Below are 12,852 nucleotides of genomic sequence, written 5' to 3'. Positions count from 1 at the left end.
CATGCAGCGCATTCTTTCCGGCCTCGCGCTGGCTGCCGGCCTCGGCCTGGCGCTCAGCGCACAAGCTGCCGACCAGGACCTGATCAAGCGCGGCGAATACGTCTCCCGTGCCGCCGACTGCATGGCCTGCCACACCGCCGAGGGCGGCGCGCCGTTCGCCGGCGGTCTGCCGATCCACTCGCCGTTCGGCACCATCTACGGCAGCAACATCACCCCGGACAAGGATTTCGGCATCGGCAACTACAGCGCCGACGAGTTCTTCGCCGCCCTCACCGAGGGTAAGCGCAAGGATGGCGCCAATCTCTACCCGGCCATGCCGTACACCTCGTACCACCTCATCAAGCGCGAGGACAGCGATGCCCTCTACGCCTACCTGATGAGTCAGACGCCGGTGCACCGCGCCGCTCCGGAAACCAGCCTGAGCTTCCCGTTCAACGTGCGCCTGGGCCTGACCGGCTGGAACATGCTGTACGGCAAGAGCGTCCAGCTGGAAAGCACCGAGGGCAAGAGCGACGCGTACAAGCGTGGCCAGTACCTGGTGGAAGTGCTCGGCCACTGCGGCGAGTGCCACACCCCGCGCAACCAGATCGGCGCCCTGGAGCAGGACAAGCGCCTCACCGGCGGCCTGCTCAACGGCTACAGCGCCCCGAGCCTGCTGGCCCAGGATCTGGCCGAGCGCGGTTGGACCAGCGCCGACCTCACCGGCTTCCTCAAGCACGGCATGAGCCCGCAGGGCAGCATGTTCAACGAGATGTTCCCGGTGATGCACCTGAGCACCCAGCACCTGGGTGACCAGGACCTGGCCGCCATGTCCACCTACCTGCTGGGCGATCAGCCACCGCAGGCCAAGGTGGTCCAGGCCGTCGCCGAGGACAAGCTCAGCGACAGCGCCAAGCGCGGGCGCCAGCAGTACCTCAACGTCTGCGCCGGCTGTCACGGCAACGACGGCGAGGGCAAGCCGCACATTGCCGTGGCCATGCAGGGCAACACCACCCTGCGCCTGGCCGATTCGCGCAACCTGGCCAAGGTCATCGTCGAGGGCATCCGCGAGCAGCAGTTCACCGGTTTCGAGCGCATGCAGCCGATGCCGGGCTTCGCCGGCAAGCTCAGTGACGAGCAGCTCACCGACCTGATCAACTACCTGCGTCAGGCCTGGGGTGGCTTGCCGGGTGACATGGGCGTACAACAGGTCGCTCAACTCAAAGCGGAGTGAGTCGTGCAGCATCTCGATCTGCAAGTAGTCCGGCAGGCGCTCCAGTGGTCCAACGCCGGCCAGCGTGTGTGGCTGTGCAGCGTGCTTTTCACCTACGGCTCGGCGCCTCGCGCGCCGGGCTCGCTGCTGGCGGTCAACGCCAGCGGCCAGTGGGTGGGGTCGCTGTCCGGCGGCTGCGTCGAGGATGACTTCCTCGAACGTGTCGCCGAGGGCGAGTTCAGCGAACCGGTGGTCGTTGTGCGCTACGGCGACGGCACCGACACCCGCAGCAATATCCGCCTACCCTGCGGCGGCATCCTCGACGTGCTGGTGGAAAACCTCGCGCCCGATTGCGACGTGCAGGCCCACCTGCGGGAGCTGGAATCGGCACTGCTCGGCCAGCGCCGCCTGCTGCGCGAAGTGAGCCTGCAGGACGGCAGCCGCCGCCTGAGCGACGACCACGAGCACGGCCCGCGGGTCGAGCGCGACGAAGCCCGTGTGTATCTGCGCGTTGGCGCTGCGCAGCGCTTGCTGCTGGCGGGCTACTCCAGCGTCGCGCATTTCTGCGCGGAATTCGGTAAGGGCCTGGGCTTCGAGGTGATCCTCTGCGATCCCCGCGAAGAGGCGCTGGATGGCGTGGTGCTGGATGGCATCGAAATCCGCCGTGAACTGCCGTCGATCTTCATTGCCAACGGTGGCTGCCATGCGGACACCGCCGTGGTCGCGCTGACCCATGATCCGAAGATCGACGACCTGGCCATGCTCGAAGCCGTGCGCACCGAGGCCTTCTACATCGGCGTGATGGGCTCGCGCACCACCTCCGAGAAACGCCGCGAACGTCTGCACCGCGTCGGTGGCCTGGGCGAGACCGAACTGGCGCGCATCCACGCACCCATCGGCCTCAACCTGGGCAGCAAGACACCCGCGGAAATCGCCATGGCGGTGCTCGCCGACATCCTGCGTACCCGCAGCGGCATCGCCCGCGAGGCGCTGTGACGGTCGTGGCGCTGGTCCTGGCCGCCGGTCAGGGCTTGCGCTTCGGCGCGGACAAGCGCCGCGCGATCCTGCCAGATGGGCGCAGCCTGCTGGCGCAATGCGTCGAACGCGCGCAGGTGGTGTTCGATGAAGTCCGGGTGGTGCTGCGTGACGGCGAGCGGGCCGAGGATTTCGACCTGCCCGCCGGCTGCCGGGTTATCCACAGCACGGACGCGGCGCTCGGTATGGGGCACAGCCTGGCGGCCGGCGCGGCGTCGCTGAACGACTCTCAGGCAGAGGCGGTCGCCATCCTGCTGGGCGACATGCCGTGGATCGCCCCGCAAACCTTGCGTGCGTTAACGGAAGCGGCCAGTCCCTCGACCATTCTCTTCCCGCTTCACGATGGCCAGCGCGGCCATCCCGTGTTGTTCGGTCGCGAGTTCTGGCCGGCGTTGACCCAACTCACTGGCGACGAAGGCGCCCGAGCTTTGGTTCAGGCGCATCGCGATCACTGCATCACCCTGGACGTTGCCGACGCTGGCGTGCTGCGCGACGTCGATACCCCTGACGCCCTGCGCTCCTGACAGGTTCGTGAGCAAGCTCGCTCCTACAGGCTGGCGCCGTGGTGCTCTTTGTAGGAGCGAGCTTGCTCGCGAACCCTGGCGGCACTCAGCCACAAGGCTTCAGCGTTGCCCCAGCCACTGCGCAATGCGCGGCCAGACTTCCAGGCTGGCATTGCGCGACAGCAGCAGGCGATTGTGGCTGTAATCCTCCCGCGCGCCGGTCGCCAGCCCGAACAGCTCCAGCGTCGCTTCTGTCCCGCCAAAGGCATTCACCAGCGCCGCGCACCCCGCGATTGGCGCGATGAAGGTATCGCCGCTGCCTGCCACGCCCAGCACCGGCAGCTCGATGCTGCCCAGCCCGGCCATGTAGTCGAAGTCGTCCAGCGAATCGAAACGTCGACGGAAATTCCACTGGCACCACTGGCGCATCAGTCGGGCGCTCTCGGCCTCGGGGCCGACAGACTTGGCGCGGCTGGGCGCGATGCGTCGCCAGCGCAGCATCCAGTCGAACGCCCGGAGCGCCAGCCAGTGTCGCGGGCTGGTCCCGGCCGCCGTGGCCTGGGAGCCGATCAGCACCAGTGAACGCAACCGGCGCTTTGCCAGTGCCGGATGACGCGCCGCCCACATCGAGACGATCAGCCCGCCACCGGAATGGCCGACCCAGTGCAGCGCCGTCTGTCCGGTGCGCTGGCTCACCGCGTCGAGAATCGCTGGCACATCCTGCTCGGCCACGTCGTCGAAGCTATGCAGGAAGTCGTTGCGCCCGCTGTCGCCATGCCCGCGCCAGTCGAACAGCCAGCAGGCGAAGCCCTGGCTGGCCAGGTAATTGGCCAGCCCCAGGCAACTGCGGTGATTGGAGAAGGTGCCATGGGTCAGCACTACCGGTACGCCATCCGCCGGGCCTACTCGGCGCAGGGCGAGATCGACACCGTCGGCGGTGCGGATCGGTTCCGGTGAGAGTGGGGCGGCTTCTTGTGCAGTCATGGCGCGCATCCGGGTGGGGGCGATCCATGCTGCTCCGGCGCGCCGCCCGGAGCAATCCCGGCGGCTTATTTGGTCGCTTTCAGCACCACGAATTTCGGATTTGCCGCCACCTGCTCGACGCCGCGGAACAAGCGCTTGAGCTTGGCGTGATAGCCCAGGTGGCGGTTGCCGACGATCCACAGCTCGCCGCCGGTGACCAGCGCCGCGCGGGCCTGCTGGAACATGCGCCAGGCGAGGAAGTCACCGACCACCTGCTGCTGGTGGAAGGGGGGATTGCACAGGACCAGGTCCAGGGAGTCGGCAGCCTGGCCGGCGAGACCGTCGTCGGGGCGGATATCCACAGGGCGCTCGCCCAGGGCAGCCTGCCAGTTTTCCTGGGCGGACTGCACCGCCATGTACGACTCGTCCACCAGCGTCAGCTCGGCCTGCGGGTTGAGCAGGGCGAAGGCGATGCCCAGCACGCCGTTGCCGCAGCCCAGGTCGGCGGCGCGCACGGCGTGGTGGATCTGCGGCAGGTGCGGGAGGAAGGCACGGGTGCCGATGTCCAGGCCCTCGCGGCAGAACACATTGGCGTGGTTGACCAGTGTCAGGGCCGGCTTGTCCAGGCGATAGCGGCTGGGGTAGGGCGAGGCGGGGGCCGGGCGCTGCTCGGCGCTGGCCACCAGCAGCCGGGCCTTCTTCACCGCCAGCGAGGCCTGCATCGGGCCGATGTACTTTTCCAGCAGGTCGCCGGCGGCGCGCGGCAGGTGCTTGATCATGCCGGCGGCCACCACTTTCGCGCCGGGCGCGAGCTGGCCGTGCAGGCGGATCAACTGCTCTTCCAGCAGCGCCAGGGTCTTGGGCACGCGCACCAGTACGTGGTCGAACGGGCCTTGCGGGGTTTCGCTGGCGGGGACGAAGGTGAGCGGCGCTTCGGCCAGGCCGTTGCGTTCGAGGTTGCGCTCAAGGGCGATGAAGCCCAGGTGCGAATCGCCGCTGCTGGTCAGGCGCACATGGGGCGCGAGGCTGGCGGCGAGGGCGCCGAAGCTGTCGTTGAGCACCAGCACGCGGCTGTCCGCGCCGACACCTTGCTCGTGCAGATGAGCGAGCAGGTACTCGTCGGCCGCATCGAAGGCCTGCAGCGGGTCTTCGCGCTGTTCAGGGTGGCGGACCAGGTCGAGCTGGGCGAAGGGGCTGGCGAGGACGGGCATGGGACTCTCGAACGAAGATAAGGCTGAGAACAGTTGGTACTGGAAGTCGCAATGAGACGAGGCTGATTGCAACGAGATTGTCATCAAACTGCGAAGCAGTTGGCCATCATCTGCTTGTGCAGGGCGACGTTATACCGAAAAATTATGACCTATCCGTCCGCCGTCGTCTTTCCGACGATGCGCGGCGGCTCCCAATAATAACCGGGCGGTCCATGCGACCCGGTAGGGCCCGATCCCGGAGCAGTGCTCCGCCGACCGACGGCCACCACTCCAAGTCTTCACGAATCCTCGACACGCGACGCACGTTCGCGCGCCGGGCTATTGCCATTGCATAAGGATGTCGATGTACAAGTCGTTGCTCGGGGTGGCCCTGTCCGCCCTTTTCCTCGTGGCTCAACCGGCCTTCGCCGATGCGCCCATCGTGATCAAGTTCTCCCACGTCGTCGCCGACGACACGCCCAAGGGCCGTGGCGCGCTGCTGTTCAAAAAGCTGGTGGAAGAGCGCCTGGCCGGCCAGGTGAAGGTCGAGGTGTTCCCCAACTCCACGCTGTTCGGCGACGCCGATGAACTGCAGGCGTTGCAGGACGGCAAGGTACAGATGCTGGCGCCGTCGCTGTCGAAGTTCGAGGGCTACACCAAGCAGCTGGAGGTCTTCGACCTGCCGTTCCTGTTCGATGACCTGGAGGCGGTGAAGCGCTTCCAGAAGCGTGACAAGAGCCGTGAGCTCCTGCACTCCATGGCGCGCTCGGGCATCTACGGCCTGGGTTATTGGAACAACGGCATGAAGCAGCTCTCCGCCAACCGCGAGTTGCGCGCACCGGTCGATGCCAAGGGGCTGGCTTTCCGCATCCAGCCGTCCTCGGTGATCACTGCCCAGTTCGGCCTGCTCGACGCCACGGCGGTGAAGATGCCCTTCGCCGAAACCCTCAAGGCGCTGCAGGACGGCAAGGTGCAGGGCACCGAGAACACCTGGTCGAACATCGGCAGCCAGAAGCTCGATACCGCCCAGCCGTTCATCACCGAGACCAACCACGGTGTGCTCAGCTACATGGTGATCAGCAACCAGAAGTTCTGGAACAGCATGCCGTACCCCGTGCGTACCCAGCTGGAAAGCATCATCGAAGAGGTCACCGTCGAGGTGAACAAGGACGCCGAGGCGCTGAACCAGAAGGAGCGCGACCACGTGGTGGCCAACGGCAAGGCGCGCATCATCACCCTGACCCCGGCCGAGCGCGAGGCCTGGCGTACCGCCATGCAGCCGCTGTGGAAGCAGTTCGAAGGCGAGATCGGCACCGACGTGCTGCGCGCCGCCCAGGTGGTGAACCGCAAGCACTGATCCGTCAGCAGTGATCTGGGACAGGCTTGTGGCGATCTCGCGGGATAGCCACAAGCCTTGCGGGTGTTTCTTCGCGCGCCAATACGGGAAAATAGGCCGGTTCTTGAATTGGGAGCGGACAATGACCGCCAGCGAAGAGAAGTTCACCCGCCAGACCCTGGTGGAGGTGCAGACGCTCACCCCGAGCCTGTTCACCCTGCGCACCACCCGCGACAGCGGCTACCGCTTCCGCGCCGGGCAGTTTGCCCGCCTGGGTGTGTACAAGCCCAGCGGCAGCATCGTCTGGCGTGCCTACTCGATGGTTTCGGCGCCCCACGACGACTTCCTCGAGTTCTTCTCCATCGTCGTCCCCGGCGGCGAATTCACCAGTGAGCTCAGCCGCCTGCGCGTCGGCGACCAGTTACTGGTGGACCGCCAGGCCTTCGGCTTCCTCACCCTCGACCGTTTCCCCGACGGCCGCGACCTCTGGCTGCTGGCGACTGGCACCGGCCTTGCGCCGTTCCTGTCGATCCTCCAGGACTTCGAGGTATGGGAGCGCTTCGAGACCATCAAGCTGGTCTACAGCGCCCGCGAGGAGAAGGAACTGGCCTACCGTGACCTGATTGCCAGCTTCGGCGCGATGGAGCACCTGGCCGAGCATATCCACAAGCTGCAGTTCATCCCGGTGGTCACCCGCGAACAGGTGCCCGGCTGCCTGAACGCGCGGATCACCACGCTGATCGAGAACGGCGAACTGGAACGCGCCGCCGGTCTGGAACTCACTCCGGAACATTCACGGGTGATGCTCTGTGGCAACCCGCAGATGATCGAAGACACCCGTGCCGTGCTGAAGGCCCGCGGCATGAGTCTGGCGCTGACGCGCAAGCCCGGCCAGATCGCCGTGGAAAACTATTGGTGAGCCTCGTTCGATAGATTTTGAAAAGATTGTCTGCTTAGGGTGAAGGCCCTTTGCCCTTAGGATGAGCGTCCGTTTCCCTTTTTTCGGACCTTATGGACAGTCAAAGTACGACGCCGACCCCGCTATCTACCCCTGTAGAGCCGGTGGTCGGCGAACCTCCCCCGGCACCCGCGTTCGCGGATAAGCCTTCCCAGCCTGCCATGGCGCGCACCCAGCGAGGTGAGTCGACATGGAATGGTTGATGGACCCCACGGCCTGGCTTGGCCTGCTCACCCTGATCCTGCTCGAGCTGGTGCTCGGCATCGATAACCTGGTCTTCATCGCGATCCTTGCGGACAAGCTGCCGCCGCACCTGCGCGACCGCGCGCGGCTGATCGGCCTGTCGCTGGCGCTGCTGATGCGCCTGGGCCTGCTGGCGAGCATTTCCTGGCTGGTTACGCTCACCGAACCGCTCATTGAAGTGTTCGGCAAGACCTTCTCTGGCCGCGACCTGATCATGTTGTTCGGTGGTCTGTTCCTGTTGTTCAAGGCCACGCTGGAGCTGCATGAGCGCCTTGAAGGCCGTGTGCACACTTCCAACGGCAAGCGCGTCTATGCCGCGTTCTGGCCGGTGGTCGCGCAGATCGTGGTGCTGGACGCTGTGTTCTCCCTTGACGCGGTGATCACCGCCGTGGGCATGGTCGACCAGCTGGAAGTGATGATGATCGCGGTGATCTTCTCCATCGGCCTGATGATGGTGGCCAGCAAGCCGCTGACCCGCTTCGTCAACGAGCACCCGACGGTGATCATGCTCTGCCTGGGCTTCCTGCTGATGATCGGCTTCAGCCTGACTGCCGAAGGCCTGGGCTTCCACATCCCGAAAGGCTACCTGTACGCTGCCATCGGCTTCAGCCTGCTGATCGAGATGGCCAACCAGCTGGTGCGCTGGAAGCGCCAGAAGAGCCAGCGCGGTCAGCGTGGTTTGCGCCAGCGCACCGCCCACGCCGTGCTGCGCCTGATGGGTGGCAAGGTCGACGCCGATGAGGTGGGTGAGGAGATCGCCGACCTGGTGGGCCCGGACGATGGCGGCGACGCGCCGTTCGACCGCCGCGAGCGGGTGATGATCAGCGGTGTGCTGGGCCTGGCCGAGCGTCCGGTAAAAGCCGTGATGATCGACCGCCAGCGCGTGCATCGGGTGGACGTGGCCGACAGCCCGGAGAACATCCGCCGTGCGCTGCTGGAGTCGCCGTACTCGCGCCTGCTGGTGATCCGTGAAGGCAACATCGACGAGCCGCTGGGCTATGTGCACAAGAAGGAGCTGTTCTCTGCCCTGCTGCAGGGCCGCGAGCTGGACATCCTGCCGCTGCTGCGCGAGCCGCTGAGCCTGCCGGACAGCAGCACGGTGCTGGGCGCACTGGAACAAATGCGTGAGGCCTCTACTCACCTGGCCTTTGTGGTCAACGAGTTCGGTGGCTTCGAGGGCATGCTGAGCATGACCGACGTGCTGGAAGCCATCGCCGGTGAGCTGCCGGACGCCAGCGAGGTGTCCGGTACGGACATCGAGGCGGAGGCGGGCGCCTACCGGGTGGACGGTGCCGTGACGCTGTCGGCGCTGGCCGACAGGGTCGGCTTCCATGCTCGCCCGACAGCGGAGTACCAGACCCTCGGTGGGCTGGCGCTCAAGCACCTTGGCCGCTTGCCGGCCAAGGGGGACACGCTGGAGCTGGGCGGCTGGCGCCTGGAGGTGACGGATGTCAGCGAGCGGCGCATCGGCCGCGTGCTGCTTACGCCGCCGGCCTGACGCCAGGAGGGGGCGCGCCCGGCCCGATCATCGATCTGCTCAAGGAGCGCGGTTGTTCTGCTGCTTGAGCAGGTCGCGGATCTCGGTCAGCAGGGTTTCTTCAGGCGTAGGCACCGGCGGAGCGCTGGGCTCCACGGCTTCCTCGCGCTTGAGACGGTTGATCGCCTTGATGCCCATGAAGATGGCGAAGGCGACGATGATGAAGTCCAGGCAGGTCTGAAGGAATTTGCCATAGGCCAGCACCACTGCGGGCACATCGCCCTCGGCGGCCTTGAGCGTGATGGCCAGGTCGGAGAAGTCCACGCCACCGATCAGCAGGCCGATGGGCGGCATGATCACGTCGCCGACGAAGGACGAGACGATCTTGCCGAACGCGGCGCCGATGATGATACCGACGGCCATGTCGACGACGTTGCCCTTGACCGCGAAGGCCTTGAATTCGCTAAGCAGACTCATGCACTGACTCCTTGTTACGCAAGATAGAGGGGGACAGGCGCAGTTTAGCGGCCTGTCGCCGTCTGAACACCCCGTGTGCGCTCAATTCCAATGGGTTGACCGGCGGCTGTGGGCGGCATCGCGCGGTGGTCTAGGCTTATCGGGCAAGCCATTCATGCCCAAGCATCCACAGAAGGAGGCCCGCCATGCCGCTCGAGCATCATCCCCTGTCCCGCGAATTCCCCGACCAGAAGGCCCTGATGACCCGGTTGCACGGGAAGGACGCGAACTTCACCCGCATGGCCGCCAGCTACGAGGAGCTGGACAAGAAGATCTACGACATCGAGGACGGCCGCCAGGCGATGGACGACCTCGCTCTCAACTCCCTCAAACTGCAACGCGTGGCGCTGAAAGACGAGATTTCCGACCTGCTCAAGCGATCCGGCTGAGCTTGATCAAAGTCAAGGGTGTGTGTCGGAGCGAGGCGTAGGCTCCCGTCATCTCTTTCCAACCGGTGCCACCGCCATGCGTAAAGCCATTTCGTCCTCTGGCAACTCCGTCACCAAGCTCCCCAAACGCAACGCCGATGCCCTGCGCGCGCAGGAGCGACTGGTTCGCCTGAAGCTGCAGTACGAGCTGCTGGACCAGCGAATCGGCCGCGTGGAGGAGGGCATCGAACGCCCCGACTGCACCCTGGCCTCGCTGCTGATGCGCCGCGAAAGCCTCAAGCACGATATGGAAAGCCAGTACCGCCGCCTCGCGAGCTGAAGCGCCTGGCCCGATTGGCTATGATGCGGACTTTGTATTCGACGGAAGTCCCTCATGGCCAAGGCCAAGCGCATGTACGGCTGCACCGAGTGCGGCGCCACCTACCCGAAATGGGCCGGTCAGTGCCCTGATTGCGGTGCCTGGAACACTCTGGTCGAAACCGTCATCGACACCACCCCCACGGGTGGCTCGGGCAGTAGCTCTTCCGGCCGTGGCGGCTGGGCCGGCCAGCAGGCCAACATCAAGACCCTCGCCGAAGTCAGCGTCGAGGAAATGCCCCGTTTCTCCACCGCCTCGGCGGAGCTGGATCGCGCCCTGGGCGGCGGCCTGGTCGACGGCTCGGTCGTGCTGATCGGTGGCGACCCCGGCATCGGCAAGTCCACCATCCTCCTGCAGACCCTCTGCAACATCGCCACGCGCCTGCCGGCGCTCTATGTCACGGGCGAGGAATCCCAGCAGCAGGTCGCCATGCGTGCCCGCCGCCTGGGCCTGCCCGAAGACAAGCTCAAGGTCATGACCGAGACCTGCATCGAAACCATCATCGCCACGGCGCGCCAGGAGCAGCCCAAGGTGATGGTGATCGACTCGATCCAGACCATCTTCACCGAACAGCTGCAATCCGCGCCGGGCGGCGTCGCGCAGGTGCGCGAGAGTGCGGCGCTGCTGGTGCGTTTCGCCAAGCAGAGCGGCACGGCGATCTTCCTGGTCGGTCACGTCACCAAGGAAGGCTCCCTGGCCGGCCCGCGCGTACTGGAGCACATGGTCGACACCGTGCTGTATTTCGAGGGCGAGTCCGACGGCCGCCTGCGCCTGCTCCGTGCGGTGAAGAACCGCTTCGGCGCGGTGAACGAACTGGGCGTTTTCGCCATGACCGACCGTGGTCTGAAGGAAGTCTCCAACCCGTCGGCAATTTTCCTCACTCGCGCCCAGGAATCGGTGCCGGGCAGCGTGGTCATGGCCACCTGGGAAGGCTCGCGGCCGATGCTGGTGGAAGTGCAGGCGCTGGTGGACACCAGCCACCTGGCCAACCCGCGTCGAGTGACCCTGGGCCTGGACCAGAACCGCTTGGCCATGCTGCTGGCGGTGCTGCACCGCCATGGCGGTATTCCGACCTACGACCAGGACGTGTTCCTCAACGTAGTCGGCGGTGTGAAGGTTCTGGAGACGGCTTCGGACCTGGCGTTGATGGCGGCGGTGATGTCCAGCTTGCGCAACCGTCCGCTGGATCACCAGTTGCTGGTGTTCGGCGAGGTCGGGTTGTCCGGCGAGGTGCGGCCGGTGCCCAGTGGCCAGGAACGCCTGAAGGAAGCGGCCAAGCATGGCTTCAAGCGTGCGATCGTGCCCAAGGGCAACGCACCGAAGGAGTCGCCGCCCGGCCTGCAGGTCATCGCGGTGACGCGCCTGGAGCAGGCGCTGGATGCGCTATTCGAGTAATTCATCCTTGTAGGAGCGGGCCATGCCCGCGATCGCGCGCATGGCGCGCTCCTACAGGGGATTTCAATGCTCGCTCAGTAGCGTCAGTTCCCGCTCCAGCAGCGATTCGTCACCCAGGTTCAGCTCCACCAGGCGGCGCAGGTGGCTGATGGAGTCCAGGTCGATGTGCCGGCAGTTGAAGCCCAGCAGGCCTTCACGTTCCCAGGCGAGGTCGGCCTCCATATAGACGTTGACGTCGAAGCCCAGGTAGATGCGCACCTGCACCGGTTCCTGCGCGACGATGCTCCAGTGTTCCGGACGTTGCACCAGCAGCCCCTGAAGGGACAGGTCCAGCAGCGTCACCTTCCAGCGCAGGTCGCCCTGGCTGATCTCGGTGCCGGCGTCAAAGGCGATGCGCTGGAAGCGTCGGCGCTCGTCGTGATCGTCAGTCATGTCGTGGCTCTCCGGCCGTTTCTGCTTCGCCTCACTATAGACGCAAGCCATTGCTGACGCGTCGTACACCGATTGCTGACGTTTCGTCCGTCAGACGCAGCCCGAGCGGGTTTGACAGTCTGCTGACCCTCGCCAAAGCTCCATGTGCGTTTAACCACTACAACTGCGGAGTGCAGAGCATGGACAATAAACTCATCAAGGGTCTGATTTTTGGGGTTATCAGCGTTGCCAGCCTGGCAGCGCACGCGGACGAAGCTGGCCAGAGCGGCAAGGGTTGCGGCTGGGGCAACATGGTCTTCGATGGTCAGCGCGGCCTGTTCCCGCACCTGCTGGCCACCACCACCAACGGTACCTCGGGCAACGCCACCTTCGGCCTGACCTCCGGGACCAACGGTTGCGACGCCAGCCAGCGCATCACCTACGGCGGTCGCTCGATCTTCGCCATGAACGGCATGCTCGACAACATCGCCGAGAACATGGCCCAGGGACACGGTGAAGCACTGGACGCCTACGCCGTCCTGCTCGGTATTCCGACCCAGGATCGCGCCCATTTCGCTCAGGTCACCCAGCAGCACTTCGGTGAGATCTTCACCTCCAAGGACGCCACCGGCGAGCAGGTGCTGAACAACACCCTGGCCGTGATGAGCCGTGACCAGACGCTGGCGCAGTACGCCAAGCAGCCTGCCTGACAATCTGCCGCAGCATGAAAGGGCCCGCCTCAGGCGGGCCTTTTCATTTCCTGACTCCAGGGTCGGAACGCGTTGACCTCCGGCAATAAGCGCGTAACCGCTCTAGACTAAGGTCGTATGAATGGGTCGCTGGAAAAGACTAGAATTTTTCTGCGAATTCTCGCCTTCAAACTGTC

Annotated in this window: 14 protein-coding genes; 10 read left to right on the top strand and 4 right to left on the bottom strand. The window is 65.5% G+C overall.

Annotation, left to right across the window (positions count from 1 at the left end; all coding sequences use genetic code 11):
• The first annotated feature begins 1 nt into the window (after position 1).
• Genes FAS41_RS17980 through FAS41_RS17970 form a run of 3 tightly spaced genes read left to right on the top strand, consistent with a single transcriptional unit; the run spans position 2 to position 2,751 of the window.
• Complete coding sequence (locus FAS41_RS17980) at positions 2-1,213, top strand: cytochrome c (RefSeq protein ID WP_138524595.1); 1,212 nt, start codon at positions 2-4, stop codon at positions 1,211-1,213.
• A 3-nt stretch (positions 1,214-1,216) separates the two neighbouring features.
• Positions 1,217-2,188, top strand: a complete 972-nt coding sequence (locus FAS41_RS17975) for an XdhC family protein (RefSeq protein WP_138524593.1) — start codon at positions 1,217-1,219, stop codon at positions 2,186-2,188.
• Positions 2,185-2,751, top strand: coding sequence for a nucleotidyltransferase family protein (locus tag FAS41_RS17970; RefSeq protein WP_138524591.1), 567 nt, complete (start codon positions 2,185-2,187; stop codon positions 2,749-2,751). Before FAS41_RS17975 ends, FAS41_RS17970 begins: the two co-directional genes overlap by 4 nt.
• Before the next feature lie 99 nt (positions 2,752-2,850).
• Here FAS41_RS17970 and FAS41_RS17965 read toward each other — a convergent pair whose 3' ends face one another.
• Together FAS41_RS17965 and FAS41_RS17960 are read right to left on the bottom strand one after the other, a co-directional pair.
• A complete protein-coding gene (locus FAS41_RS17965; protein WP_246084893.1) occupies positions 2,851-3,714 on the bottom strand; it encodes an alpha/beta fold hydrolase in 864 nt (287 codons plus the stop codon).
• 65 nt (positions 3,715-3,779) lie between these two features.
• Positions 3,780-4,904 (bottom strand): methyltransferase, encoded by a 1,125-nt coding sequence (locus FAS41_RS17960; RefSeq protein ID WP_138524587.1) that lies wholly within the window; start codon positions 4,902-4,904, stop codon positions 3,780-3,782.
• Between the two features lie 343 nt (positions 4,905-5,247).
• Between FAS41_RS17960 and FAS41_RS17955 the strand changes: the two genes are divergently transcribed.
• The 3 genes from FAS41_RS17955 (at position 5,248) to FAS41_RS17945 (ending at position 8,918) form a co-directional block, all read left to right on the top strand.
• A complete protein-coding gene (locus tag FAS41_RS17955; protein ID WP_138524585.1) occupies positions 5,248-6,240 on the top strand; it encodes a TRAP transporter substrate-binding protein in 993 nt (330 codons plus the stop codon).
• Positions 6,241-6,361: 121 nt separating this feature from the next.
• Positions 6,362-7,138, top strand: coding sequence for a ferredoxin--NADP reductase (locus FAS41_RS17950; RefSeq protein WP_138524583.1), 777 nt, complete (start codon positions 6,362-6,364; stop codon positions 7,136-7,138).
• Between the two features lie 229 nt (positions 7,139-7,367).
• Complete coding sequence (locus FAS41_RS17945) at positions 7,368-8,918, top strand: TerC family protein (RefSeq protein ID WP_138524581.1); 1,551 nt, start codon at positions 7,368-7,370, stop codon at positions 8,916-8,918.
• A 39-nt stretch (positions 8,919-8,957) separates the two neighbouring features.
• On the opposite strand, the gene mscL is transcribed toward FAS41_RS17945, so the two are convergent.
• Positions 8,958-9,374 carry a large-conductance mechanosensitive channel protein MscL gene (mscL, locus tag FAS41_RS17940; RefSeq protein WP_138524579.1) on the bottom strand — a complete coding sequence of 139 codons (417 nt, stop codon included), beginning with the start codon at positions 9,372-9,374 and terminating at the stop codon, positions 8,958-8,960.
• Between the two features lie 185 nt (positions 9,375-9,559).
• Between mscL and FAS41_RS17935 the strand changes: the two genes are divergently transcribed.
• The 3 genes from FAS41_RS17935 to radA all read left to right on the top strand — a co-directional run bounded on the left by FAS41_RS17935 (position 9,560) and on the right by radA (position 11,555).
• Positions 9,560-9,802 carry an HP1242/YdcH family protein gene (locus tag FAS41_RS17935; RefSeq protein WP_081520069.1) on the top strand — a complete coding sequence of 81 codons (243 nt, stop codon included), beginning with the start codon at positions 9,560-9,562 and terminating at the stop codon, positions 9,800-9,802.
• Between the two features lie 76 nt (positions 9,803-9,878).
• Entirely contained in the window at positions 9,879-10,121 is a 243-nt protein-coding gene (locus FAS41_RS17930) for a hypothetical protein (RefSeq protein ID WP_138524577.1), read from the top strand.
• A gap of 54 nt (positions 10,122-10,175) precedes the next feature.
• Positions 10,176-11,555 carry a DNA repair protein RadA gene (radA, locus tag FAS41_RS17925; RefSeq protein ID WP_037015294.1) on the top strand — a complete coding sequence of 460 codons (1,380 nt, stop codon included), beginning with the start codon at positions 10,176-10,178 and terminating at the stop codon, positions 11,553-11,555.
• A 63-nt stretch (positions 11,556-11,618) separates the two neighbouring features.
• Here the strand turns inward: radA and FAS41_RS17920 are convergent, their stop codons facing one another.
• Positions 11,619-11,987, bottom strand: coding sequence for a PilZ domain-containing protein (locus FAS41_RS17920; RefSeq protein WP_045216617.1), 369 nt, complete (start codon positions 11,985-11,987; stop codon positions 11,619-11,621).
• A 179-nt stretch (positions 11,988-12,166) separates the two neighbouring features.
• Between FAS41_RS17920 and FAS41_RS17915 the strand changes: the two genes are divergently transcribed.
• A complete protein-coding gene (locus FAS41_RS17915) occupies positions 12,167-12,676 on the top strand; it encodes a DUF3015 domain-containing protein (RefSeq protein ID WP_138524575.1) in 510 nt (169 codons plus the stop codon).
• The last annotated feature ends 176 nt before the right edge of the window (positions 12,677-12,852 follow it).

Origin of the sequence: Pseudomonas nicosulfuronedens, from assembly GCF_005877905.1 — a bacterium.
GTDB classification, from domain to species: domain Bacteria; phylum Pseudomonadota; class Gammaproteobacteria; order Pseudomonadales; family Pseudomonadaceae; genus Pseudomonas; species Pseudomonas nicosulfuronedens.
This window is presented reverse-complemented; position numbering and strand designations above follow the sequence as displayed.